Source organism: Geobacillus uzenensis (genome assembly GCF_002217665.1).
Classification (GTDB): domain Bacteria; phylum Bacillota; class Bacilli; order Bacillales; family Anoxybacillaceae; genus Geobacillus; species Geobacillus subterraneus.
The window spans coordinates 227,490-253,498 of the sequence record NZ_NEWL01000010.1 but is presented as its reverse complement, the minus strand read 5'-3'; the positions used below and the strand labels follow the sequence as shown (position 1 = coordinate 253,498).

Annotated in this window: 26 protein-coding genes; all 26 read right to left on the bottom strand. The window is 55.9% G+C overall.

From position 1 onward, the window contains the following. Positions 1-49 precede the first annotated feature (49 nt). The 26 genes from B9L21_RS16725 to B9L21_RS16600 all read right to left on the bottom strand — a co-directional run bounded on the left by B9L21_RS16725 (position 50) and on the right by B9L21_RS16600 (position 26,008). Positions 50-583: a chromate transporter gene (locus B9L21_RS16725; RefSeq protein WP_063167220.1), complete on the bottom strand. Its 534-nt coding sequence runs from the start codon at positions 581-583 to the stop codon at positions 50-52. Then, entirely contained in the window at positions 580-1,164 is a 585-nt protein-coding gene (locus tag B9L21_RS16720) for a chromate transporter (protein ID WP_063167219.1), read from the bottom strand. The genes B9L21_RS16725 and B9L21_RS16720 overlap by 4 nt, the downstream gene beginning before the upstream one ends. 25 nt (positions 1,165-1,189) lie before the next feature. Further along, on the bottom strand, positions 1,190-2,794 hold the full coding sequence (locus B9L21_RS16715) for a gamma-glutamyltransferase family protein (protein WP_063167218.1): 1,605 nt from the start codon (positions 2,792-2,794) through the stop codon (positions 1,190-1,192). Positions 2,795-2,806: 12 nt separating this feature from the next. Next, a complete protein-coding gene (locus B9L21_RS16710) occupies positions 2,807-3,784 on the bottom strand; it encodes an ABC transporter ATP-binding protein (RefSeq protein ID WP_063167217.1) in 978 nt (325 codons plus the stop codon). Beyond that, positions 3,756-4,760 carry an ABC transporter ATP-binding protein gene (locus B9L21_RS16705; protein ID WP_063167216.1) on the bottom strand — a complete coding sequence of 335 codons (1,005 nt, stop codon included), beginning with the start codon at positions 4,758-4,760 and terminating at the stop codon, positions 3,756-3,758. Before B9L21_RS16705 ends, B9L21_RS16710 begins: the two co-directional genes overlap by 29 nt. Before the next feature lie 8 nt (positions 4,761-4,768). Next, positions 4,769-6,328 (bottom strand): glutathione ABC transporter substrate-binding protein, encoded by a 1,560-nt coding sequence (locus B9L21_RS16700; RefSeq protein ID WP_020961484.1) that lies wholly within the window; start codon positions 6,326-6,328, stop codon positions 4,769-4,771. A 28-nt stretch (positions 6,329-6,356) separates the two neighbouring features. Continuing rightward, positions 6,357-7,259: an ABC transporter permease gene (locus B9L21_RS16695; protein WP_063167215.1), complete on the bottom strand. Its 903-nt coding sequence runs from the start codon at positions 7,257-7,259 to the stop codon at positions 6,357-6,359. A 25-nt stretch (positions 7,260-7,284) separates the two neighbouring features. Next, positions 7,285-8,226, bottom strand: a complete 942-nt coding sequence (gene nikB, locus B9L21_RS16690; RefSeq protein ID WP_089135021.1) for a nickel ABC transporter permease — start codon at positions 8,224-8,226, stop codon at positions 7,285-7,287. Positions 8,227-8,458: 232 nt separating this feature from the next. Continuing rightward, complete coding sequence (locus B9L21_RS16685; protein ID WP_063167213.1) at positions 8,459-8,908, bottom strand: Lrp/AsnC family transcriptional regulator; 450 nt, start codon at positions 8,906-8,908, stop codon at positions 8,459-8,461. A gap of 177 nt (positions 8,909-9,085) precedes the next feature. Next, complete coding sequence (locus B9L21_RS16680) at positions 9,086-9,979, bottom strand: M23 family metallopeptidase (RefSeq protein WP_063167212.1); 894 nt, start codon at positions 9,977-9,979, stop codon at positions 9,086-9,088. Between the two features lie 128 nt (positions 9,980-10,107). Further along, complete coding sequence (gene spoIID / locus B9L21_RS16675; protein WP_063167211.1) at positions 10,108-11,136, bottom strand: stage II sporulation protein D; 1,029 nt, start codon at positions 11,134-11,136, stop codon at positions 10,108-10,110. A gap of 383 nt (positions 11,137-11,519) precedes the next feature. Then, a complete protein-coding gene (murA, locus tag B9L21_RS16670) occupies positions 11,520-12,824 on the bottom strand; it encodes a UDP-N-acetylglucosamine 1-carboxyvinyltransferase (protein WP_063167210.1) in 1,305 nt (434 codons plus the stop codon). A gap of 31 nt (positions 12,825-12,855) precedes the next feature. Continuing rightward, positions 12,856-13,611 carry a YwmB family TATA-box binding protein gene (locus B9L21_RS16665; RefSeq protein WP_063167443.1) on the bottom strand — a complete coding sequence of 252 codons (756 nt, stop codon included), beginning with the start codon at positions 13,609-13,611 and terminating at the stop codon, positions 12,856-12,858. 311 nt (positions 13,612-13,922) lie between these two features. Beyond that, on the bottom strand, positions 13,923-14,162 hold the full coding sequence (locus B9L21_RS16660; RefSeq protein WP_063167209.1) for a DUF1146 family protein: 240 nt from the start codon (positions 14,160-14,162) through the stop codon (positions 13,923-13,925). Between the two features lie 137 nt (positions 14,163-14,299). After that, positions 14,300-15,793: an NADH-quinone oxidoreductase subunit NuoN gene (nuoN, locus tag B9L21_RS16655; RefSeq protein ID WP_063167208.1), complete on the bottom strand. Its 1,494-nt coding sequence runs from the start codon at positions 15,791-15,793 to the stop codon at positions 14,300-14,302. 5 nt (positions 15,794-15,798) lie between these two features. Further along, positions 15,799-17,376, bottom strand: a complete 1,578-nt coding sequence (locus B9L21_RS16650) for an NADH-quinone oxidoreductase subunit M (RefSeq protein ID WP_063167207.1) — start codon at positions 17,374-17,376, stop codon at positions 15,799-15,801. Next, positions 17,373-19,232 carry an NADH-quinone oxidoreductase subunit L gene (gene nuoL / locus B9L21_RS16645; protein ID WP_063167206.1) on the bottom strand — a complete coding sequence of 620 codons (1,860 nt, stop codon included), beginning with the start codon at positions 19,230-19,232 and terminating at the stop codon, positions 17,373-17,375. Before nuoL ends, B9L21_RS16650 begins: the two co-directional genes overlap by 4 nt. An 18-nt stretch (positions 19,233-19,250) precedes the next feature. Then, positions 19,251-19,556, bottom strand: coding sequence for an NADH-quinone oxidoreductase subunit NuoK (gene nuoK / locus B9L21_RS16640; RefSeq protein WP_020961496.1), 306 nt, complete (start codon positions 19,554-19,556; stop codon positions 19,251-19,253). Beyond that, positions 19,553-20,074: an NADH-quinone oxidoreductase subunit J gene (locus B9L21_RS16635; protein ID WP_063167205.1), complete on the bottom strand. Its 522-nt coding sequence runs from the start codon at positions 20,072-20,074 to the stop codon at positions 19,553-19,555. Before B9L21_RS16635 ends, nuoK begins: the two co-directional genes overlap by 4 nt. Further along, a complete protein-coding gene (nuoI, locus tag B9L21_RS16630; RefSeq protein WP_063167204.1) occupies positions 20,071-20,490 on the bottom strand; it encodes an NADH-quinone oxidoreductase subunit NuoI in 420 nt (139 codons plus the stop codon). Before nuoI ends, B9L21_RS16635 begins: the two co-directional genes overlap by 4 nt. Positions 20,491-20,606: 116 nt before the next feature. Continuing rightward, positions 20,607-21,608, bottom strand: a complete 1,002-nt coding sequence (nuoH, locus tag B9L21_RS16625) for an NADH-quinone oxidoreductase subunit NuoH (protein ID WP_063167203.1) — start codon at positions 21,606-21,608, stop codon at positions 20,607-20,609. Next, the gene (locus B9L21_RS16620) at positions 21,605-22,705 is read right to left on the bottom strand and encodes an NADH-quinone oxidoreductase subunit D (protein ID WP_063167202.1); all 1,101 of its coding nucleotides are present in this window, start codon (positions 22,703-22,705) and stop codon (positions 21,605-21,607) included. Before B9L21_RS16620 ends, nuoH begins: the two co-directional genes overlap by 4 nt. Positions 22,706-22,708: 3 nt before the next feature. Next, a complete protein-coding gene (locus tag B9L21_RS16615; protein WP_063167201.1) occupies positions 22,709-24,358 on the bottom strand; it encodes an NADH-quinone oxidoreductase subunit C in 1,650 nt (549 codons plus the stop codon). A gap of 3 nt (positions 24,359-24,361) precedes the next feature. Continuing rightward, entirely contained in the window at positions 24,362-24,874 is a 513-nt protein-coding gene (locus B9L21_RS16610; RefSeq protein WP_063167200.1) for a NuoB/complex I 20 kDa subunit family protein, read from the bottom strand. Next, complete coding sequence (locus tag B9L21_RS16605) at positions 24,865-25,233, bottom strand: NADH-quinone oxidoreductase subunit A (RefSeq protein ID WP_063167199.1); 369 nt, start codon at positions 25,231-25,233, stop codon at positions 24,865-24,867. Before B9L21_RS16605 ends, B9L21_RS16610 begins: the two co-directional genes overlap by 10 nt. 373 nt (positions 25,234-25,606) lie before the next feature. Next, positions 25,607-26,008 (bottom strand): F0F1 ATP synthase subunit epsilon, encoded by a 402-nt coding sequence (locus B9L21_RS16600; protein WP_063167198.1) that lies wholly within the window; start codon positions 26,006-26,008, stop codon positions 25,607-25,609. Position 26,009 lies beyond the last annotated feature (1 nt).

Genomic DNA, 26,009 nt, shown 5'->3' with positions numbered 1-26,009 from the left:
CGAGGCTTCGTATACGTGAAGCCTCGGTTCGTTAGAGTGAATTCATGTTCTAGGACAAGAAGACAGCTCCGTACACAAGCGCCAAGACGATGACGTACGCCGGGTGGATACGCCATTTGCCCAGCAGCAAAAAAGCGCTCGCGGCGGTGAGAAACGCCGTTTGGCCGAGCCCGGCCCCTTCGTACGATTCGCGGAAAAAGTCGATCGCCATAATCCCGAGCATGACGGCGATCGCCGGGCGGATGTAGGCGGTGAGCCGCTTTACTTGCGGCGCGTCTTTCCATTTGTACAAGAGCTGCAAGAGCGCGAGCAACAAAATGAGCGACGGGGCGACGCTCGCAAACACGGCGACAGCGGCGCCGAGGAGGCCGGCTTGTTCGTAGCCGATGTACCCGGCCATTTTCGTCGCGATCGGGCCGGGCAGTGAGTTGCCGATCGCCAGCACTTCACTGAATTCATTGACCGTCATCCATTGGTAGCGGTCGACGACTTCGTGCTCGACGAGCGGGATCGAGGCCGGGCCGCCGCCGTAGCCGAGGATGCCGGGCCAAAAAAAGGCGAGAAACAAATGCCAGTAAATCATGGCGACACCTTCCTCCTTTCACCGCGCTCGTTTCCATTCGCCGCTTCCGGTTGTCTCCGCCCGACAAACGCCGCCACAAGCAACAGGGCGACGACAAGCGCCGGGTGAAGCCCGAGCCACTGCAAGGCGACAAAGCAAGCGGCAAGAAGCAAGGCCGCCGGCCAGATGCCGAGGGCGGCGCGCGCCTGTTTGGTGAACTGCCACGTCATCTCGGCAAGCATAACCGCGACAACAGGGACGACCGCTTTCGTCATCCCGGCGACCCACGGCGTGTCCTTGAACGATGACAGCACCGCCAACAGCACGATCATTAGCACCACCGTCGGGGCGGTCGTCGCTACGACGGCGTTCAAAAGCCCAAACGCACCGCCTACGCGGTAGCCGATATAGCCGGCGAGCTTCGTCGCGATCGGGCCGGGCAAGGCGTTGGCGATGGCCAAAATCTCGGCGAATTCTTCGTCCGTCATCCAGCGGTATTTTGTCACCACTTCGGCGCGCACGAGCGGGATCGAGGACGGACCGCCCCCGTACCCGAGCATGCCGACACGAAAAAAGGCGAGAAACAAGTGCCATTGATTCATCGTTGTCATTCCTTTATCGCTAGTTTCACCAAGCGGCGACCGCTCCATCCGTGCGCGGCTCCGTCCCGGCAGCGAGCACGCCGGTGTGAGGATCGCGCCAAACGATTTGCCCGCGGCCGAACGGGCCGCCGTCTAACGCCACACGGATGTCGTGCCCTTTGCGGGCGAGCGCTTCGGCAATATGGCGCGGGAAGCGCGGCTCGACGAGCACGGTTTTCCCTTCCATCCACTGCCAACGGGGCGCATCGAGCGCCGCTTGCGGATTCAGCGCGAAATCGACCGTGTTCATGATCACTTGCATATGCCCTTGCGGCTGCATGAACCCGCCCATGACGCCAAACGGGCCGATCGGTGTGCCGCCTTTCGTCAAAAAGCCGGGGATGATCGTATGGTACGGCTTTTTCCTTGGTGCGAGCCCGTTCGGATGGCCGTCATCAAAGGCGAAGTTATGGCCGCGGTTGTGCAGGGCGATCCCTGTGCCCGGCACAACGAGGCCGGATCCGAAGCCCATATAGTTGCTTTGGATGAACGACACCATATTGCCTTCACCGTCAGCGGCAGCCAAATAGACCGTTCCGCCTTTTGGCGGCGTTCCCGGCTCCGGCGTGAGCGCCTCCTCACCGATTTGCGCCCGGCGCATGGCGGCAAACGATTCGGATAACAGCTCATCGACGCGATAGTCCATATAGCGGCGGTCGGCGATATACGCTTTCCCGTCGGCAAAGGCCAGCTTCATCGCCTCGATTTGCCGGTGGCATGTCTCAACGTCCGGAACGTTTGGCACGTCAAACCCGTTCATGATGTTGAGCGCCATCAACGCGACAAGCCCTTGGCCGTTCGGCGGGATTTCCCATACGTCATAGCCGCGGTAGGAGACAGAAATCGGCTCAACCCATTCCGGTTCATACTCGGCGAGATCCTCGAGCGTCAAAAAGCCGTCGTATTGCTTCGAGAAGGCGGCGATTTTTTCCGCCAGCTCGCCGCGGTAAAAGCTTTCCGCTTCCGTTTCCGCGATGGAGCGAAGCGTCGCCGCATGATCAGGCGACGCCCATACTTCCCCGATCTTCGGGGCGCGGCCGCCCGGCGCAAACGTCGCAAACCACGAAGCGAACTCCGGCCCGCGGAGCGCTTCTTTGTACACTCGGTAGGCGTTCGCCCAGTACTTCCCGAGCACGGGCGATACCGGGTAGCCGTTTTCAGCATAAGCGATCGCCGGCGCGAGCGTGTCGGCAAGCGGCAGGCGGCCGAAGCGCTTCGACAGCGCCGCCCACGCCGCCGGTGCGCCCGGGACCGTCACCGGGGCGAAGCCGTACTTCGGCATTTCCGTATAGCCGCGCTCTTTTAGCGCGTCAAGCGAAATGGCAGCCGGCGCATAGCCGCTCGCGTTTAAGCCGTACAACTTCCCGTTCGTCCAGACGAGGGCGAACGCATCGCCGCCGATGCCGTTCGATGTCGGCTCGACGACCGTCAGGCAGGCCGCGGCGGCGACCGCCGCATCGATGGCGTTGCCGCCTTTTTTCAGCACCTCAAGCCCCGCCTGGGCAGCGAGCGGCTGTGATGTCGCCACAACGCCGTTTTTGGCAAACACCGTCATCCGCTGCGACGGGTATGGGTGGTATAAGTAGTCCATCGCAACCCCTCCTCACTTCACTTCATGACAAGCGACAAAATGACCTGGAGCCGCTTCTTTCCACTCCGGCCGTTCTTGTTTGCATCGTTCGGTCGCCACCGGGCAGCGCGTATGGAACGGGCAGCCTTTCGGCGGATTGGCCGGGTTCGGCAAGTCGCCTTCAAGGCGAATACGCTCCCGCCTAGCGCCCGGCTTCGGCCGCGGAATGGCGGACAATAACGCCTTCGTATACGGATGCAGCGGATTGGCGTACAATTCCCGCGACGGCGCAAGCTCGACTGCATGGCCTAAATACATGACGAGCACCCGGTTGCAAAAATGGCGCACGACCCCTAAATCGTGGGAGATGAATAAATACGTCAGCTCATGTTTTTCTTGAATGTCTTTTAGCAGTTTAATGATTTGTGCTTGGACAGATACGTCTAGCGCGGAGACGGCCTCATCGCAAATGACGAGCGATGGATTCAAGGCAATCGCCCGGGCGATGCCGATCCGCTGCCGCTGGCCGCCGCTGAATTCATGCGGATAGCGGTCGTAATGTTCCGGACGGAGCCCGACTTCTTGGAGCAGCTGCAACACGCGCTCCTCGCGCTCGGCCTTTGTCATGTCCGTATGGATGACAAACGCTTCCTCGAGCGCGTGGCCGATGCGTTGACGGGGGTTCAGCGAGGCGTACGGATCTTGGAATACCATCTGCATTTCTTTTTTCCACCGTTTGCGCTGCCGTTCCGGCAAGCGGCTGATTTCTTCGCCTTGGAAAAAGATCGATCCGTCCGTTGCCTCTTCTAAACCGAGAATCGTCCGGCCAAGGGTCGACTTCCCACAGCCTGATTCACCGACGATGCCGATGCTCTCTCCGGCAAACACGTCAAGGGAAACGTTCTCGACCGCCTTTACGTAGCCTTGAACGCGCCGCAACAGTCCCCCCCTGATCGGGTAATACTTTTTCACGCTTTCCAACTTAAGAAGTGGCTGCTTTGACTTGCTCATCGTTGTGAACCCCCTCTTCTAACCAGCAGCGGACGGAATGGCTGGCGCTGATCGTTCTCTCCGGCGGCGGTGCCGTCCGGCATTGATCAGTCGCAAACGGGCAGCGCGGGTGGAACCGGCAGCCGTCAATTTGTTCGTTTAAACTCGGCAGCGTGCCTGGAATCGGTTCGAGTGAATACTCCTCGTCATCAACGCTCGGCACGGATTGCAGCAGCCCTTTTGTATACGGATGGCGCGGATTGGCGAAAATGCTTTCGACATCGCCTTCCTCCACTTTCTCCCCGGCGTACATGACCATCACCCGGTCGGCCATTTCGGCGACAACCCCCATATCGTGGGTAATTAAAATGACGGCCATGTTCAATTTTTGCTTTAGCTCGTTCATCAAGTCGAGAATTTGCGCCTGAATCGTCACATCAAGGGCCGTCGTCGGCTCATCGGCGATGAGCAGGCTCGGATGACAGGCAAGCGCCATAGCGATCATGACGCGCTGTCTCATCCCGCCGCTTAGCTCATGCGGGTATTGCTTCATCCGCTTTTCCGGAAACGGAATGCCGACTTGCTTGAGCAGCGCAATGCCCCGCTCGTGCGCTTCCTGTTTCGACAACTTTTGATGGAGCATGAGCGGTTCGCGAAGTTGATAACCGATCGTGAAAACCGGGTTAAGCGCCGTCATCGGCTCTTGAAAAATCATCGACATTTCGTTTCCGCGAATGCGGCGCAACTCCTCTTTCGACAGTTTCGTCAAATCGCGGCCGGCAAACTCAATCGACCCGCTCTCTACCTTGCCGTTGCTCGGAAGCAAGCCCATGATCGACAGCGAGGTGATGCTTTTCCCACACCCTGATTCACCGACAATGCAAAGCGTCTCCCCTTTGCGAACGGAAAAAGAAACCCCCCGCACAGCGGAGAGTTTTCCCTCCGCCGTGCTGAAGGTCGTGACAAGGTTCTCGACACGCAGCAATGTTTCAGCCATGCTATCCCCTACTCTCTATGAACGTGATAGAGCGACCATTGTCCTGTGGCATCGATCTCTAACCCTTTCACCGATTTGTCGACAGCTGCCGTCACAACGCCATGGTTCATGACAACAACGGCGGCATCTTTCAATAGAAATTCATTTGCCTCTTTCAGCTTTTGTTTCCGCACTTCCGGATCAATAGCGGTGCGCGATTCTTCGACAAGCTTGTCGAAGGTTGGATTGTTGTAAAATATCCGGTTTGTTGCACCGGCATTTTTTGAATGGAAGTTCGGGTAAAATAACTCACTGCCGTCAGCTGTGAGGTTCGCCCAGCTAAGAAATGTAATATCATACTTCCCTTGTCTCGCCGAATCTAGGAAAGTCCCCCACTCCATCGACTCAATTTCAGCGTTAATACCGACTTCTTTCAATTGCGCTTGGACGATCTCAGCCATTTTCATCTGAGCCGGTGTGTTAGGAACAAGCATTTTAAGTGTTGTTCCTTTATAACCATGTTCCTCAACGAGTTGTTTCGCCTTTTCCGGATCGTAGGTGTAGGCGACATTTTCCGACGCTTCATCATAGCCGAACACTTTCGGGCCGATGACGCTGTTTGATTTCACGCCGAGGCCTTTTAACTGTTGAATGTACTCGTCTTTGTTAATGGCGTAAGAAACTGCCTGGCGGAACGCAAGCTCGTTCATCGGCGCCTTTTTCATGTTAAACCCTAAGTAATAGACTGGCGTGCCTTCTTTTTTGATCAGTTGGACGTTTTTCATCGATTCAATGCGGGAAAGCTGTTCAGCCGGTATACTGTCGATCAATTGCACTTGGCCAGTTTGCAACATTGAAATGGCCGTCGTCACTTCCGGAACGACTTTGAACGTCACTTTCTCCAGCGTCGGCGCCCCTTGCCAATACTGTTCATTCTTCTCTAACGTCACATGGTCCCCCGGCACCCATTCAACAAATTTGAACGGACCAGTGCCGACTGGCTGTTTCATTAAATCTTGCTTTTGGTCGGCCGTCGGGCTGACGATCGCAGCATTTGAGTGTGCTAAAGCAGCCAACATCGGACCGTACGGGTATTTCGTTTTGATGACAACCGTATACTCGTCCTTCACTTCCACCGATTCGACCGGCTCAAGAAGTGAAGCCCGCGGCGCTGCTGTTTTCGGATCTCTTAACTTGTCGAACGTATATTTGACCGCTTCGGCGTTGAAGTCGGTGCCGTCGTGGAACTTAATGCCTTGTTTCAATTTAATGACCCACGTTTTATCGTCCGGGTTTTCGTACGATTCTGCCAAGTGCGGCTTAATTTCCATCGTTTCCGGGTCGCGGACAAACAACGTTTCATATACTTGATCAATCACTGTCGATGATACGGAGTCATTCGTTAAAATCGGCGACAGGCCGACGACATCAGACGTTGTCGCATACGTCAACTCTTGGGCGACGTTCCCTTTCCCTTGCGAGCCGGACGAAGCGTTGTTGGAAGCCGACTTGCCTCCACATCCGGCCAACGCCATCGAAATAGCAAGGACAAGAGCGAGCAGTCCGTAGGACCAATACTTCTTTTTCACTGTTTTTCCCCCCAATAGGTATGTTGAGTTAGTTGATATCCATGTTCGGATCAAGCGCATCGCGCAATCCGTCGCCCACGACGTTAAAAGCAAAGACGACAAGCATAATCGCGATGCCTGGGACGATCGTCATATGCGGCGATGTCCACATAAACGCCTGTCCGGCGGCGATCATCGCCCCCCACTCCGGCGTCGGCGGCTGGGCGCCTAGCCCTAGATAGCTGAGCGAAGCGGTCGACAAAATGGCGGTCGCCATGCGCATCGTCGCAAAAACGATAATCGGCGCCAGACAGTTTGGCAAAATATGCTTGATGATGATGCGGGCGTTGCTCGCCCCGAGCGCTTTCATCGCCAAAATGTACTCGCGGTTTTTCACGGACAAGACGCTGCCGCGGACGATGCGGGCGCATGTCGGGATCGACCAAATACTGATGGCGATCGCCACATTGATTAGACCTGTGCCTAAAATCGCGATGATAAGCATGGCGAGCAAAATGCCCGGAAACGCAAACAGCAAATCGACAATCCGCATGATCAGTCCATCAAGCTTTTTGTAATATCCCGCCAACAACCCGAGCGCCACCCCGCCGATCAGCCCTAAGCTGACGGAAACGATGCCGACAACGAGAGAAATGCGGGCGCCATATACGATGCGGCTCCAAATGTCCCGCCCATAGTTATCGGTTCCAAGCCAGTGGCCGTCGGAGAAGGCAGGCAGTTCGGCAGCTGCCAAGTTTTGCTTCACCGGGTCATGGGTGGCCAGCCACGGGGCAAAGATGGCCATCAGCACTTGAATGGCGATAATGAGAAGCCCTACGACCGCTAATCGGTTTTTCAGCAGCCGCTTGATCGTGGTGACATACATTTTTTCCTTTTTGCGCCCAAGGCCGGCTGTCGCATGGCCTGTGTTCACCGCTGCACCGGTTTCCATCGTTTTCCCCCTCTCTATCCTTCATTTAATCGTAGCTGATGCGCGGATCAATAAACGTATAGATGATGTCAACAATCAAGTTGACTAAAACAAACAACGTAGCGACAAGCAAAACAGAACCTTGCACCATCGGAAAATCCCTAGCGGCGATGGCCTGCACCATCAGACGGCCGACACCGTTAATGGCGAAAACTTGCTCGGTAATGATCGTGCCGCCGAGCAAAAAGCCAAAGTTCAAGCCGATGACGGTGATGACCGGAATCATCGCATTGCGCAAGGCGTGCACCCAAATGACCGTCCGCTCTCGCAGCCCTTTCGCCCGCGCCGTCCGGATAAAGTCGGCCCGGATGACCTCAAGCATCGATGAGCGGCTCATCCTTGCGATCATCGCCGCCGATCCGGTCCCGAGCGTAATGGCCGGCAGCACGAGTTGCTTCAACCCTTCTGCCGTGTAAAACGGCGCGTCCAACCCACCGACTGGCAGTAATTGCAAGTTGACGGCAAAGATTAAAATGAGCACAGTGCCAAGCCAAAAGTTCGGGATCGAAATCCCCGCCAAGGCAAAAACAGTGCTGGAAACGTCAAACCATGAATTTTGCCGGATGGCGGAGATAATGCCGGCAACCACGCCGATGATCACGGCGACAATAATGCTGGCGACAGCGAGTTTCAGCGTGTTCGGAAACCTCGTTGCGATCGCGTCCCACACCGGCTGTTTCGTCTGGTATGAGTACCCGAGATCACCGTGAAGCAGCCCGTTCATGTAACGGCCATACTGGACGAGAAACGGGTCGTTGAGCCCTAAATCGTCGCGGATGGCGTCAATGTCTGACTGCGATGCGGTCGGGCCGGCAATGATCGCTGCCGGGTCTCCTGGAGCGATGTACATGCTCGTAAATACGAGAAACGAGATACCGACGAGCAACAAGACAAGCTGAAAAAATCTTCTGACAATCATTCCTGCCACCTTGTTCACCCCTTTTCTGTTGTTTGTATAAAAGAGAATTTTGTATACGTTTGTTAATGAAAATTGAATGATTATTTAACAAAGTTAATTTCCATTTCGTTTTTTATGATTATATAGGAATTCAAATCATTTTTCTACACAATTCTCTAAAAAAAACGAATTTTTTTAGTTAAACAAAAAAACGCCCTTTTACAGGGCGTTGGACAATGCTTTTTCGTCCCGCTCCAGCCGGCTACAACTTCAACCCCGTCCGGCTTTTGAAGCGGCGCAGCAAAATATGGCTTTCCACTCTCGTAATGCCTTCGAGCGCGTATAGCTCGTTGTTGATGAATTTCTCGAGGGCGGTGAAGTCTTCGACAAGCACGTGCATATGGAGCGTGCTCGGGCCGGTCATTTGGTAGCAGCTCGCTACATTCGGATTTTCCGCCAGCTTTTGCGCCACTTCGACCAAATACGCCGGCTCGCAGTCAACCTCGAAAAACGCCGACACTTGTTTGCCGAACTTCTCCGAGTTGATGACGACAGTAAATTTTTCGATAATGCCATGTTTGACGAGCTGGTTCACCCGTTCGCGGACAGCGACGCGGGAAAGATTCAGTCGTTTGCCGATGTCGACATACGACATGCGTCCATCTTCAATCAACATTTCAAGAATTTTGCGGTCGATCTCATCGATTTTCATTCGCTAGTCACCCCGCCTCACACCCGTTTTCTATCATTCATTATATCGGCTCAAGCGGCGTATTGGAAACCACTTTCTCTTTCACCTTCAATAAAATGGAAAAAGCCCGCTGTTTGCTTTGGCAAACGGACGGGCCTTTTCCTTGTCGTTCGTTTCCTCTATGAAGCGCTTTGTTCGTTACGCTCTTGCCATGCCGATCGAGGCGTCTGGCGTTTTGTAGGAAGACGTGTCTTGATTTTGGTCTTGGCTGTTGGTGCTTGGCGCCGTTGTGTTGTCATCAGCCGGCGTTTGTTCAGTTTCGTTCGCCGGATGGTTTTCGGTCGGCGCTGTTTCGTCGCTTGGCGTCGTTTCCTTCTCTTCGCTTACGTTGGCGTTATTGGTTCCTGCGTCATCTCCCGCTTTGTCGGTCAATGCGGTCAACGGTTTGTCGACATAATCGATCGGATTAACCGGCTTGCCGTCTTTGCGAATTTCAAAGTGGACGTGGATGCCGGCTTCTTTATTAAATTCGCTTTGCCCCGCCTTGCCGATCACTTCGCCTTGTTTCACCGTATCGCCTGCTTCCACTTTCACATCAGCGAGCGACTGATAGACGGTCGTGACCCCTTGTTCATGGTTGATTTCCACAACGTAGCCTAAAATCGGGTCTTTTTCCGCTTTTGTCACCGTGCCGCTTAACGATGCGGTGACGTCAAACGTTTTGCCGTCCTGGCGCACAAGGTCGATGCCTTGGTTCGGATGGTACGTATGATCATAAAAGACGAGGGCTGCTTCCTGTTCTTGTTCTGATGCGTTTTCGTCATAGAACGGGGTTTTCACCTGCACCGCGTTCGGATCGAGCACAGGCATCGCAATGTTTTCGACCGTTTCATTGACCGGGATCGCCGGGTTTTCTTGCTGGGCGGTGCCGTTTTTCGCCACGTCGTTTTCGCCCGCGTTCTCCTGTTTGCCCGCTTGGAACCAAAGCGCGCCGGCGACAATCAATGCCGCGCAAGATAGATAAATAGCCGGAAATACCCAACGTTTGCGGAAGAAACGCTTCAGCGACGGTTGTTTTTGTTCCTCTCTCATGTTCATCACCTCAGCAACCATTTTGAACAGAAAGAGGGAAAGATATACACGCCGCAAACAATTTTTTTTGCTTATTTTTTGCCGTTCGGCCTCGTTTTATGCAAAAAAAAGCCGGAGCAGATGCTCCGTTATTTTTTCACCGTCAACTTGTTTAAAAAAGCGGTCGCCGAGGAGATGCGGACACCGCGGTAATAATGTTTGACGATGTCGGCGTACGTTTTTCCTTCTTTCGCCATGAAGTTGGCGCCATATTGGCTCATGCCGACGCCATGTCCGTAGCCTTTCGTCGTGATGATGATTTCATCGCCTTTGCGCACCCATGTAAAGTCGGTCGACGGCAAGCCGAGCCGTTCGCGCACCTCGCGGCCGGTGAGTGTCTTGCCGCCCACTTTCACCTCACCGACACGGTGGCCGGGCGTACGCGATAAAATGACGCCGACCGAACCGTCGGCAGATAGCTCCACCCCAAGACGGCGCTCAAATTCCGCCACCGTCATCGTTTTTCGCTGGTAAAACTTTGGTGATTGTTTGTCCCACGGGCTGGCGACGCTTTTTAAATACGGAAACGCGTTTTGCCAGTATGCCTCTGAATTTTCCGTATACCCGTTGCTTGTGGAAAAAAAGAGCGCTTCGATCGGCTCGTTGTTATACGTTAAAATTTGTCCGCGCGTATCAAGAACCGCTTTCGTGATTTTTTTCATTTTCCAATCGTAGTCGCTTCCCCATAACTTTCGCAATTCGTCATCGCTGTAATACACTTGATGCGTCACCGTATCCGTCACGTTTGCGCCTTCCGGCAGGCGAAACGGCTGGTTGGCGAGCAGCTGTTTGACGATGTACGTTCTTGCCGTCAGCGCTTGTGCCTTTAACGCCTCCAGTTCAAACTCAGCCGGCATTTCCGCCGCCACAACGCCAATGACATATTGCTCGAGGGGAATTTTTTCGACGCGTTGCTCTTTGCTTCGGTAGACCGCCACGTCAACGGACGGCCCTTCGGCTGCCTGCGAACGTTGGATTTGTTCTTGCTTGTGCAGTTGTTCCGCCAATTTGGCCACCTTCCCGTCGTAAAAAGGTAAAACGAGTGCCGCCGGAATGACGAGAATGGCGACAAACAGGCATAGTGCGAGTACGATGACTGGTTTCAGTCGTTTCACCATAGCCGAGCCCCCAATATGCATTTTTCGAGCACAAGCGGACATTACGAATCAATGCCTGCTCGGTTCGTTACTATAGTTATGGGCTCGGACAAGTATATATGACAGTTTTCTTTCGCGTGTCATCCCGTCTTAAATAAAGACCACGAGTTCGCACGTTTTCTTGCGAATCGTCAAGCCGGATAAGGGGACACGTATGGTTGGGAAACGAGATGCCTGTCTCCACGTGATAAGGAAAAAACCAGACATTCAGAAGTTTTGATCGGCTTTTTCTAGCGGAGTTGTGCTCCCGATGGGGATGATGTTCGCTGGCAAGTCGGAGCGCAGGCGAGGATAAAAAAACGACCATTCCCTACCAAAGGTAGTTCACGGTCGTTTTTTCGCCATTATCCATTCCATTCGATCGCTTCAACTTGGTCGAGTTGTTCCGTTTCTTCGCGGACGCGTTCAATGTCGGCCCCAAGCGCAGCCAACTTTTCATGGAAGCGGACATAGCCGCGGTCAAGATGGCGCAGCTCAGTCACGCGCGTATAACCGTCCGCTGCGAGGCCGGCCAAAATCAAAGCGGCAGCGGCGCGCAAATCGGTGGCCGCCACTTCGGCGCCTTGCAGCTGGCACGGGCCGTTAATAATAACGGAGCGCCCTTCAATTTTAATATCCGCGTTCATCCGGCGGAATTCTTCCACATGCATGAAGCGATTTTCAAATACCGTCTCGGTGATCATGCTTGTGCCTTCGGCTTTTAACAAGAGAGCCATCATTTGCGATTGCATGTCGGTCGGAAACCCTGGGTATGGCATCGTTTTGATGTCGACTGCTTTCAACGTTTCCGGTCCGATGACACGAACGCCGTTTTCCTCTTCAATGACCGTCACGCCCATTTCTTCCAACTTGGCAATGAGCGAGCTTAAATGTTCGGGAACCGCTCCTTGCACGAGGACATTGCCGCCGGTGATGGCCGCTGCGACCATAAACGTGCCGGCTTCGATGCGGTCCGGGATGACTGTATGCGCCGTGCCGACAAGCTCGTCGACCCCTTCGATGCGGATCGTTCCGGTGCCGGCGCCGCGTATTTTCGCACCCATCGCGTTCAAAAAGTTCGCCAAATCAACGATTTCCGGCTCCTTGGCGCAGTTTTCAATCACGGTCGTGCCTTCAGCGAGCACAGCCGCCATCATAATATTTTCTGTCGCTCCGACGCTCGGGAAGTCTAAATATACTTTCGCGCCGCGGAGACGGCCGTTCACTTCTGCATCAATAAAGCCGTTGCCGACTTTCACGGAGGCGCCCATCGCTTCAAAGCCTTTTAAATGTTGATCAATCGGGCGCGAACCAATGGCGCAACCGCCCGGCAGCGCAACGCGGGCCCGGCCGTTGCGCGCCAACAGCGGCCCCATCACGAGCACAGAAGCGCGCATTTTCCGGACGTACTCAAACGGCGCTTCCACCGTTAACGGACCGGTGGCATCGACCATCACGGCATTGCCGGCGATGCGCACATCGGCGCCTAAATAGCGGAGCACTTCACTGATCGTATATACATCGGAAAGAGCAGGCACATCATGAATCGTACTAGTTCCTTTCGTCGCTAATAAGGTGGCAGCGATGACGGGCAAAACGGCATTTTTTGCGCCTTCCACTTTGACGGTGCCGCTCAACCGGTTTCCGCCACGGACGATGATCTTTTCCAAGGTATTCCCCTCCGCGTCCAATTTCTCTATATTAATATTCAATGGTAATGATTGGGGTTCCAACAACGACGCGCGTCTTGCCGCCCAATCTTTCTCTCAAGGCGAGCTGAATGTTGATCGGCTGGTGATTGGCGGCCGGGAGAACGTTCTTCCACTGCCCAGTATATGCAGACAGGGAGACGAATGACTCTTCCCGCAACCACTCGACAGGCGTCGCTTGAAAGTCTCGCAGCAATTGAGAAGCTTGGTCAAACAAACCACCTTTCATATTATCATTGAACTCGCCTTCAATACAAGCATAAAATGTAGGATCGTTCACAAATAATCCGTTCGTCTTTGTCTGGATGTGTTGTGCTGCTTCTTTCCACCTAGATTGGCTCCATGTTGGGCCGGTTGCTTCATAGAGGATATACGTTTGCGGCGTCCCGTTTGTGACGGTCATCACGAGCTGAATTTCTTCTTGAAAGAAGGGGTGTTCATTTGTGCCGATCGCTTTTTGCCAATGGCTTGTTTTGTCCAACGACCAGCGAAACGAACGATACGTTTGTTTCAATTCGGCCATTTTTTTGTAAAAGTCCGCATCATTTTGAATATCGTGGGCATACTCTCTTGTGTAAATGACCCAGCGGCCGAGCGAAGCACCGTGTTGCGTTAATGTGTGCGCCATCGTTTCCAACGGTCTCGACCATTCGTCTCCCCGCGCGCCTTCCGTCCGATAGTGCCATGCGGCCAAAAACAGGCTCGTGAGCATAAGCGCCGCCAGCCATTTCATCTGGTTTTTTCTCATCTTTCTCATCTCCGTTCCCTTCCTCTCCTTAGTTGTTATTGTTGCCACCAGACAAGGGAACATACGTCAAAAAAATCGACAACGAACGATTTTTGAAATCGTTTTCATACATAAAAAAGAGCGGGCGGACAACGCCGCTCACTACGGTGGAAAGCGCCCATGGCCGGGCGCACGGCGGAAGGCAGATGGGAGGCCGGGCGTCAAACTGTGTCGGCCATCGAGCGCGGACACAGATGGTCAAGACTGCTGTGGGGCAAAAGCATCACCGGGCGGGAGATGGATGGGACGATGCCGCTCCGCCCCCATTCCCCCTACTCGCGGAACAAATACGGCAAATCGGTCGACCACGCCCAATAGTCAAGGAAAAAGTTCGCGACGGTCGAACCGATGGCAATCGTGAGTAAAATGTACAAAAGCCGCCCTTGAACGACGCGGTTCGGCTTCAGCAACACATCAATCCGCACGGCTTGCAGCGTCCACCATGTCACGGCGATAAACGCCAAATGAACGATAATGGAAATTAACGCCTGTTGCCCGACGATCGGCATCATCTTCCTATTCACCTCTTTTCTATCGTCCGCCTCCCCTGATTTTTGTACGGTTGCCATCCCTGCTTCGGTGAAGAGGCTGGGGAGATCTCCGTCCAACAAAAAAGAGGAGAGGCGTTTCCTCTCCCCTTATTGTACCGTTACGGAAAAAAATCGCCAAAGTGGCCGAACTGGGCGAGCACATCGTACGCAAGCCCCGGCGCCCAACCGATCGCCAACGTCCCGAGCGCGCAAACGACTACGGCGGTCGACAGCCCGGCCGGCAAACGCCGCAATGGCGCGAGGGAAGCCGGGCGGAAAAAGAGCTGGACGAGCAAGTTGAAATAGTAGACGTACGAGATGACGGTCGTTACCGCCATCACCGCAGCGAGCACGTAATGGCCCGGCTCGGTGACGACAAGGCCGATGAACAAATAGAGCTTGGCGATAAATCCGGCTGTCCCTGGAATGCCGGCGAGCGAGAGCAAAAACAGCCCGAGCGCTGCAGCCAACAGCGGGCGGTGCCGGTATAAGCCGGCGAGTCCGTCCAAATCATCGGATCCGGTTTCGTTCACAATATGCGCCACGATGGCAAACGCCCCGATGTTCATAAACACGTAAGCAAGCAAGTAAATCCAAAGCGAATCGATCATCGCCCACGACATGGCGGCAAACCCGGCGAGCAAGTAGCCCGCATGGGCGATGCTCGAGTAGGCAAGCAGCCGCTTTAAGCTCCGCTGCCTTAGCGCCACAACGTTGCCGATGATCATCGTCAGCCCGGCCAGCACGGTGATCACTGGCTGCATCGATAACAAGAGCGACGACGGATCCCGGCCTTCTGCCGGCGCGGCGGCAAAAATCGTCACAAACAGGCGGAGGAGAAGAACAAAACCGGCCGTTTTCGACACGACGGAAAAAAACGCTGTCGCCGGAACGGGCGCCCCTTCGTACACGTCCGGCGCCCACATATGGAACGGGACGGTCGCCAGCTTAAACGAAACGCCAATCAGCAATAGAAGGAAGGCCAAACCAAGCATGTACGGCTCGTTCGTCTCTTGCAGCTGGCGCGCGATATCGCCGAGCTTCGTCGTCCCGGTCAAGCCGAACACGTAGCTCATGCCAAACAGCATGATGGCGGTGGCGATGCCGCCGTTAATGACGTATTTCAGCGCGGCCTCGTTTGACGATGTGGCGGTTTTGCGCAAGCCGGCCAAAATGTACGACGATACGGTCAACAGTTCAATGCTGACGAACAAGGTCAGCAAATCGCCGCTTGATGCTGTCATCATCGCTCCAAGCAACGCAAACAGCATCATATAGGCAAATTCCCCGCGGTAGCGGCTCCCTTCTTTCGGCGCCCACTCAGCGACAAGAAGAAGCGCGAGCGCCCCGCCGGCTAATAGGATGAGCTTGAACGCTTTCGCAAACCCATCCAATCGGAACGTATCATGCAAAATCGAAACCGGCTCGGCTGGAATCATCACCGCCGTCGCGATGAGCGCGAGCACCGCGCCAGCGGCGGCGCCCCAGGCGAGCGGACGGCGGCTTCGCTCCTTCGGCATGGCCAAATCAACCAACAGCAGCACAACCGCCGCCGCGAGGACGATCCATTCGGGTGCCATCATGCTCCAATTCGCTTGCCATACATCATTCATGTCGATCAACCCCCTAACCCGTTCATCATCGTCTCTATCACGGCAGCAAGCGGCCCAGCCAATAGCTGCGGATACACGCCGACCACCACGATCAAGGCGACGAGGACGAACGCCGGCACGGCTTCTTTCGCTTGCAAATCGATGGCGGTCCCCCGCGGCTCGCTTAAACTCGCTGCAGATTCTTGCGGTCCGCGCAGATTGAACGGCGATTCATATCGCTCGCGGGCGCGGCCGAATGTGATGTCAAGAATGGCCCGCAGCGAATAAACGGCCGCGAAAATCAACCCGAGTGCCCCAGCCGCCGCGAGGGCCGGCTTCGTTTCAAACAGTCCAAGGAAAGCGGTAAATTCGCCGACAAATCCGGCAAGCCCCGGCAAACCGAGCAAGGCGAGCGCCGCCGTTAACAAATATCCGGAAAAAAGCGGCATCGCTTTCGCCAGCCCGCCAAGGCGGCGAATGTCGGTCGTGCCGACCCGGTTGGCGAGAACGCCGACGAGTAAAAACGACAAGGCGGCGATGAGCCCGTGGGCGACCGACTGGAACACCGCCCCTTGAATGCCGGCCTCATTGAGTGCGCCAAGGCCGACGAGCACGACCCCCATATGCGATACGCTCGAATAGGCCAGCACATGTTTCAGCTCGCGCTGCCGAAGCGCCAACAGCGCGCCGTATAGAATGTTAATGACCCCGAGCACGGCGATGGCGCCGGCAAACGCGCGAAACTCATCCGGAAACAGGCCGATCCCGAAACGAATCATCCCGTATGCCGCAATTTTCAACAATACTCCGGCGTGAAGCATCACGACCGGCGGCGGCGCTTCAACGTGAACGCGGATGAGCCAGCGATGAAGCGGAACGGCTGGCAGCTTGAAGGCGAACGCCAGCAGCAACCCGCCAAGCAGCCAGTGCCGCGCCTCTGACGTCAGCGGGGCGATCAGCTGCCCTTCGGCGATCGGATTATGTAACATGTCACGGAGCAACGCGAAATTCGCCGTTCCGGTGCGGGCGACAAGCACGGCGATCACCACGAGCAACAGCGCCGAGCCGAGCCCGTTGTACAGCAAATAGCTGTACGCCGCCCGTTCGCGCTCAAAGCCGCCCCATTTGCCGACGAGCAAAAACATAGCGACAAGCGTCACCTCTAAGAAGAGGAAAAACCAGATGAAATTGGCGGCGGCAAACACGCCCAGCATGCCGATCTCCAGCGCAAGCAGCCACATAAAATATCCTTTTTTCTCCACTTTGACAAGCAAGGACGCGACAGCGGCCAACGTCCCGAGCACGGCGGTCAGGACGATAAACAGAAGCGACAGTCCGTCGATGCCAAGCTCATAGCGGATCACATACGCCGCGTCCGTGAAAAACGGGAGGTCAGCAAGCCGCACCCAATCGTGCGCTTCATCGAGCTGCTCAAGACGGAAGCCGCGCCCCGCCTGAATGAACGCGAACAACGCCAGCAATAACGGCGGCACGGTGGCAGCCGTCCCGAGCCATTGAATCATTTTTGCATCCGTTCGGCGGACAAACGCCAGCAACATGATGCCTAACAACGGCGAAAAGACGAGCAGCGACAAAAAGCTCATAGCCAGTCCCCCCCTGTCAACGCGAAGATGACGACCAAAATGGCCAATCCGGCCACCGTCACCGCCCCGTACGTCTGCGCTTGCCCGTTTTGCCCGCGCGATCCGGCGGAAGCGGCGGCGCTCACCGTGCCGGTGACAAGCCGAACGAGCCCTTCCACAAGGTAACGGTCGACATACGCCAACAGGCGGCTAATGAATGACACAATCGCCACAACGGTCCACCGGTAAAGGTCGTCAATGTAATAGTGGCGGCGCAACAATTCGTACCCGTGCGGCGCACGTGCGGACAACCAGTCGCGCGGCACGGTCCGCTTTCCGTACATGAGCCAGGCAAGGAAAATTCCCGCAAGCGACACGATCGTCGCCACAACCGCGATCCATCCGGGCGCCGCTTCATGATGGTACGCCCCGTCGGTCAGCCACTCGCCGAGAAACGAGCCAAACCAAGGGGTTTGAATGTACCCGGCAGCGACTGATAATACGCCGAGCACGACCATCGGCCCGACCATCGACATCGGCGCTTCATGGACGTCGCCATCATGGCGATGTCGCGCCTCGCCGGCAAAGACGAGGAAAAAGAGCCGGAACATGTAAAATGACGTCAACAGCGCTGCGGCGACCGCCAGCCAAAAGAGCTCGACCGGTCCGTTCGCCCAAGCGGCGGCTAAAATTTCATCCTTGCTGAAAAAGCCGGCAAACAGCGGAACCCCGCTGATCGACAGCGCCCCGACAAGAAAGAGCGGCGCGGTCCACGGCAACCGCCGCCAAAGCCCGCCCATTTCTTCAATGTTTTGCGTATGGACGGCGTGAATGACGCTGCCGGCGGCCAAAAAGAGCAACGCTTTGAAAAAGGCGTGCGTCGTTAAATGGAAGATGGCGGCGACATAGCTGCCCGAGCCGAGCGCGAGCATCATATAGCCGAGCTGGCTGATCGTCGAATAGGCGAGGACACGTTTAATGTCCGTCTGCACCAGGCCGATCGTCGCGGCAAAAATCGCCGTCCCCCCGCCGATCACCGCCACGGTCATCATAGCAGCTTCGCTTGCCTCATAGAGCGGGAACAGCGCCGCTACGAGGTACACCCCGGCCGCCACCATCGTCGCGGCGTGGATGAGCGCCGACACGGGCGTCGGGCCTTCCATCGCATCCGGAAGCCACGTATGGAGCGGGAACTGCCCGGACTTGCCGATGGCGCCGATGAAAATGAGGATGGCCGTCAGTGCCGTCATGCCGGGCGACAGCGTGCCGTCGCCAACGGCGCGGAAAATGTCGTCGTAATCAAAGCTTTTCGTCTGCCAAAACAAGAGCAGCATGCCGATAAAAAAGCCGACATCACCGATGCGCGTCATAATAAACGCCTTTTTCGCGGCCGCTTTTGCTTCTTCTTTGTAGAAGTAAAACCCGATCAGCAAAAACGACCCGAGCCCGACGAGCTCCCAAAAGATGTACGCCTGCAACAAGTTCGGCGACAGCACAAGCCCAAGCATCGCAAACGTAAATAACCCTAAATACGCATAAAACGTCGAAAACCGCTCATCCCCAGCCATATAACCTTGCGAATAAATGTGAACGAGCCAGCTGACAAAAGCGACGACAACGAGCATCCATGCGTTTAACGCCGTAACGGAAAACCCGACCGTCAACGTCACGTCACCGATCTCCATCCACGTCCAGTTCGCTTCATGCGTCGCTCCGCCGAGGCGGCCGGCCAGCACGCCGAGCGCCGCAAGCAGCGACAGAAACGTGGCAGCGATGCCGACATAGGCGCTCGCTTTCTTCCATTTCCGCCCGAACAACAGCAGCAAAACAAACGAACAAAGCGGGAACAGCGGCACAACCCAAGCCAGGTTCATCATCTTTCCCCATCCCCTTTTCTAATGTTTCAATGAATTGGCTTCATCGACTTGAACCGTTTTGCGGTTGCGGTAAAAGGCGATGAGTGCGGCCAAGCCGACAGCCGCCTCCGCTGCCGCTACGGCGATCGCAAACAACGCGAACACGTGGCCGTGAACGCCGGGATGGGCGCCGTATTTGGCAAAAGCGACGAAATTGATGTTGACCGCATTTAACATCAGCTCGATACAAATGAGCACAATGACCGTATTTCGTTTCGTGAGCGCCCCGTACAGCCCGATGCAAAACAAGATGAGCGCCAACGCCAAATACGCTGATAATGTCATTCGTCTTCCGCCTCCTTGCCGTCTTTTCTCGCCAGCACGATCGCCCCGATCAAGGCGACAAGCAAAATGACGGACACGATTTCAAACGGGATCGTATAATACGAATACAGCCATTTGCCGATCTCCCTCGCGTTATCGGCCGGAAGCGCGCTGCCATCGGCGCCGAAATCGAGGCGGCGGATGCCGAAGTAAACGGCAAGGCCAAAGGCGAGAACCGAGAGGGCGGCGGCCGCTTTATGCCAAATGCCGCCTGTCGTTTGACGCTCCTTGTCATCGGCGTGATGACGCGTCAGCATGATCGCAAACAGCATAATGATCGTGATGGCTCCGGAATAAATGAGCACTTGAACAACGGCGACGAACTCGGCGGAAAGAAGGACGTACAGCCCGGCGATGCCTAAAAACGTCATGACGAGAGCGATGACCATGTGAACGACGTTCGTCAGTTGAAGCATCGTCACCCCGCCGGCAATGGCCGCAAGGGCGAGCAGGAAAAAAGCAATGTCGGTTCCGCTCACGGCTTATTCTCCCTTCTTACGTTCGTGTCGTTTTCATCGAGCCAGGTCAAATCTTTATACAGGGCATCACGGCTGTATTCAGCGAGTTCGAAGTTGTTCGTCATAACAATCGCTTCTGTCGGGCAAACTTCCGTGCATAAATCGCATAAAATGCAAATTTCAAAGTTAATGTTGTACGTCTCAATCACTTTCCCTTTTTTCGTCGGATCAGGATGTTTTTTTCCGGTCAGCTGAATGCATTCCGTCGGACAAATGTTCATGCACTGATTGCAGACGATGCATTTTTCCGGATAAAACTTTTGGATGCCGCGAAACCGGTCCGGGAGCGGGAGCGGCTCGTGCGGGTAATCGTACGTCACCTTTTCGCGCGTCAACTCTTTTAACGTATACGCCAATCCTTTCACTAACCCGATCATCCGTCTACCCCTCTCGTGGGAAAATAGCGTTCCGGCACGGCCTCTTTCTTTAGAGCAGAGAAGCCGTGCCTATGGATAGCGGCCGCCTCCCCAGCCAGGCGGGCGCCTCGTTTCTTCTAGAAGAACAACGATTTTATCACGGCCGTCAACACGATGTTGACGAGCGAAAGCGGGAGCAGCACTTTCCAGGCGAACTCCATCAGCTGATCGGCGCGCACGCGCGGGAACGTCGCGCGAAACCAGATGAGGACAAAGACGATGGCACAAAATTTGAGCGCAAACCAGACTGCGCCGGGAATCCAGCCAAGAAACGCAACCGGGTGCCAGCCGCCCAAAAACAAAATCGTCGTCAAGGCCGACATCGCAAACAAATACACATACTCGGCGAGCATAAAGAACGCCCAGCGGAATCCGGAATATTCGACGTGAAATCCGGCGACAAGCTCGGACTCCGCCTCCGGCAAGTCAAATGGCGTCCGGTTCAATTCAGCCACCGCGGCAATGAGGAAGATCAAAAATGCCAGCGGCTGGGCGAAAAGGAACCAGACGTCTTTTTGCGCGTTGACGATGTCGACCAAGTTCATGCTTCCAGCCAAAAGCACGACGCCAAGCGCCGACATGACGAGCGGAATTTCGTATGAAATCATTTGCGCTGCCGCGCGCATGCCGCCAAGCAGAGCATATTTGTTGTTGGATGCCCAGCCGCCGGCGACAACGCCGACCGTCGTCAAACCGGAAACGGCGATATAATACAAGAGGCCAACACCGATATCGGCAAACCGGAACGCGTCGGTAAACGGCAGCACCGCCAACACCATAAATGACGGCGTAAAGGCGATGATGGGCGCCAACACGTACAGCGGGCGGTCAGCCGCTTTCGGAATCGTATCTTCCTTCAACAGCAGCTTCAATACGTCAGCGACCGTTTGCAGCAATCCAAGGCGGCCGCCCACTTGGTTCGGGCCGATGCGCCCTTGCATAAATCCCATCACTTTCCGTTCCGCTAAAATGCCGTATGTGACGAACCCGAGCACGACCGCCAACAGCAGCGCCCCGAGCCCGAAAAAGACGGCGACATTCGTCCAGCTTGGCGCCGATTCGAGCCATTGTTCCATCATCCGTCGACCTCCCCGAGCACAATGTCAATCGATCCGAGAATGGCGATGACGTTGGCCAAATTTTCCCCTTTCAGCAGCTTCGGGAGTATTTGCAAGTTGTAAAACGACGGGCGCCGGAATTTGAGGCGGTACGGCTCTTTTTTGCCGTCGCTCGCAATATAGCAGCCGATCTCGCCGCGCGGCGCTTCGATGCGGACAAATGTCTCACCCGGCGGCGCCTTAATGATGCGCGGCACTTTGCCTATAATCGGCCCGTCGGCCGGAAACTGCTCGCACGCCTGTTCAATAATGCGAAGGGACTGTTCAATTTCCGCCATCCGGCATTCGTAACGGGCAAGACAGTCGCCGCCCTCGCGCACCGGCACATCGAAATCAAACCGGTCATAGATGGAATACGGCTCATCTTTGCGCAAATCCCATTTGACGCCGGTCGACCGCAAGTTGACCCCGCTTAACGAATAGCTGATCGCTTCTTCTTTCGTGTACCGCCCGACACCGGTGACGCGTTCGCGGAAAATCTCGTTGCCGGTGACAAGGTCATGGTAGCCGGCGAGCTTTTCCCGCATGTACGGGACGAACTGCTTCACTTTGTCGATCCAGCCGTCCGGCGCGTCCCACTTGACGCCGCCAATGCGCATATAGTTGAACGTCAGCCGCGCTCCGGACAGCTCATTTAATAGATTAATAATCATTTCGCGCTCGCGGAATGCGTACAAAAACGGGCTTGTCGCGCCGAGGTCAAGCAAATACGTCCCCCACCAGACGAGGTGGCTGGCAACTCGCCCGAGCTCCATCGCAAGGACGCGCAAATACTCGGCCCGTTCCGGCACTTCAATGCCCATCATCGTTTCGACCGCATGGCAAAGCACATAGTTGTTCGTCATCGCTGACAAATAGTCCATTCGGTCGGTATACGGGATGATTTGCGTGTATTGCAGCCCTTCGGCGATCTTCTCCGTCCCGCGGTGCAAGTAGCCGATGACCGGCGTCGCCTCTTGGATGATTTCGCCGTCAATTTTTAAAATGAGGCGAAACACCCCGTGCGTGCTCGGGTGCTGGGGGCCGACATTTAAAATCATCTCTTCTGTGCGCAGCATCGTTTACACCTCCGCATCATACGGCTCGTAATCTTTGCGCAGCGGATGCCCGACCCATTGCTCTCCTAGGAAGATGCGGATTAAATTCGGGTGGCCGCGGAATCGGATGCCAAGCAAATCGTACGCTTCGCATTCCGGCCAGTTCGCCCCCGGCCAAAGCGGGACGAGCGAATCGATTTCCGGGTTGTCGCGCTCGATTTTCACTTTGAGCGCCACCGGCTGCCGGTTCGGATACGAATACAAGTGGACGTACACTTCCATATGCGTTTGAAAATCGGTTCCGTGCAGCTCGGACAAATAATCAAACCAGAGCTGCTCATTGTATTTCAAAAACTCGGCCACTTTGTAGTACGCCTCTTTGTTAACAACAAGCGTCGGCACGTCTTTCGCCAGCCGGTTGATATAGGCGTCTTCGAGCACATCCGGCCCAAGATGTTCCTGAATGACGCGGACATATTTTTGCAGCAGCGGATCGTTCGGCGACGGGGAAGACGGCTGTTCCGTTCCGCCGTCAGCGCCAGCGGCTTTCGCCTTCGCCCGGGCGGCGGCTGCTGCTTTTGCCTTCGCGGCGGCTGCTGCCTTTTGTTTCGCCGCGTCATCATCGGCGGCGTCGCCTTGTTGCTTCGCCATGGCGGCAGCCCGCGCTTTCGCCGCAGCGGCAGCTTTCGCCTTCGCGGCGGCTGCCGCTTTTTGCTTCGCCAGCTCGTCGTCGCTTCCCGCCGCTTCAGCGGCCTTTTGTTTAGCCAACGCCGCCGCCTTCGCCTTCGCCGCGGCGGCGGCCTTTTTCTTCGCTAACTCGAGGTCTTCTTCCGCCGCCCCTCCGGACGCCGCTGCCTCGCGCTGCCGGCGCAGTTCGGCCGCCTTCGCTCGCGCTGCTTCCGCCGCTTTTTTCTTCGCCGCCTCAAGGTCGTCGCCTGTCGCCCCTCCGGACGCTGCCGCCTCGCGCTGCCGGCGCAGTTCAGCCGCCTTCGCTCGCGCTGCTTCCGCCGCTTTTTTCTTCGCCGCCTCAAGGTCGTCGCCTGTCGCCCCTCCGGACGCTGCCGCCTCGCGCTGCCGGCGCAGTTCGGCCGCCTTCGCTCGCGCTGCTTCTGCCGCTTTTTTCTTCGCCGCCTCAAGGTCGTCGCCTGCCGCCCCTCCGGACGCCGCTGCCTCGCGCTGCCGGCGCAGTTCGGCCGCCTTCGCTCGCGCTGCTTCCGCCGCTTTTTTCTTCGCCGCCTCAAGGTCGTCGCCTGTCGCCCCTCCGGACGCCGCTGCCTCGCGCTGCCGCCGCAGTTCAGCCGCCTTCGCTCGCGCTTCTTCCGCCGCTTTTTTCTTCGCCGCCTCAAGGTCGTCGCCTGTCGCCCCTCCGGACGCCGCTGCCTCGCGCTGCCGGCGCAGTTCGGCCGCCTTCGCTCGCGCTTCTTCCGCGGCCCGTTTTTTCGCTGCTTCGAGGTCTGCGGGTGATGCCGGCTGCGCTGCGCCCGACTCTTCCTTTACCGGGCGGGTGGACGAATCCGAAGGCGTTTTCAAATCGCTGTCCGGAGCGCCGCCTTGGCCAGCGGCTGACTTGGCCTGTTCGGCTGCCTGCTTGGCGGCCAGCCGTTCACGCGCCAGCTGCTTCGCCCGCTCGGCTGCTTCTTTTTTTCGCTGGGCCAAATCTTTTTCCTCATCCATCGGTTACAACACCTTCTTCCCTGTTTTGGCTTCCAAGCGGATTTTTTCTTTTAATTTATGGATGCCGTAAATCAGCGCCGCAGGGTTCGGCGGACAGCCGGGTATGTACACGTCGACCGGGACAATTTGGTCAACCCCTTTCACGACGCTGTACGATTTGACGTACGGTCCGCCCGCCGTCGCGCACGACCCCATGGCGATCACCCATTTTGGCTCCGGCATTTGATCATACAGCCGGCGCAAAAGCGGCGCCATTTTTTTCGTCACTGTTCCGGAGACGATCATGACGTCTGATTGCCGCGGCGAGGCGCGGAAAAATGAGCCGAACCGGTCAAGGTCATAATGGGCGCCGCCGACGGCCATCATCTCAATCGCGCAACAGGCAAGGCCGAACGTCAGCGGCCAGAGCGAGTTGCTTCGCGCCCATCCTTTTAACTGTTCCAGCGTCGTAAAAAACACGTTTCGCTTTACTTCTTCCATCTCGGCGAAAGTTAAACCATCCCATTTTACATCCATCGTAACACCTTCTTTTTCCAGGCATAAATGAGGCCAATGGCAAGCAAAACGATGAAAATGATCATTTCCACTAAAGCAAACAGGCCGAGTTGATCGTAGACGACCGCCCACGGATATAAAAACACCGTCTCGACGTCAAAAATGACAAATAACAAAGCAAATAAGTAATAGCGGACTTGGAACTGGATGCGCGAGTCATGAAACGGAATGTTACCGCTTTCATAAGTCGTCGCCTTCATCTCGTTCGGTACGTTCGGGCGCAGCCATCGTCCGGCCGTAAGCGCCCCGATCGGCAGCAGCACGCCGAGGCAAAGAAAGACAAAGACAATCAAATAACTGTTGGCGTAAATGTTGCTCAACAAGCTCGCCCCCTTCCTGGTTTACTACATACGTATGATGTTAATGGTGAAATTTTTAAACAATTCCTTCGATTTCATTATAACATTTATATCCAGCCGTGTCAGCAACACTTCGGGTTATCACTGCCAACACTGTAGGAAATCGTGAAACGCAGCCACACCTTGTTCGATTGACGCGCCAAGCGCAGACAGCATGCTCTTCTCCCCATTTGGTCCAAGGCGAATCAGGCCCCCGACAGCCCCCTTGATGCCCAATGGGATGGTTCGAGTCGAGTTTTCACCGAACGCTTACGCCGCCTACGCTCACGCGTAGAAGCGGGGATCTGCCCGGTTTAGGATAATAAAAAAAGCAGAGAAGCGTTTGCTTCTCTGCTTATCTCGTTTCAGCAACGTTCAAGCGATTCAAGGCGCGTTTTAACGCCAGTTCGGCCCGCTTGAAGTCAATATCATCCTGCTGGCTTTGCAGGCGGCGTTCCGCCCGTTCTTTCGCCGCTTTGGCGCGGAGGACATCGATGTCTTCCGCCCGCTCAGCCGCTTGGGCCAAAATCGTCACTTTGTCCGGGCGGACTTCTAAAAAGCCGCCGCTGACCGCAACATAGTCCGTCTTGCCGTCCTTTTTCAGACGGGCTGCGCTAATCTCAAGCGGAGCGACAAGCGGAATGTGCCCCGGCAAAATACCGAGCTCGCCGCTTTTCGCCTTCACGCTTACCATCTCCACATCGCCTTCGTACACCGGGCCATCAGGAGTGACCACGCTCACATGGATCGTTTTCATT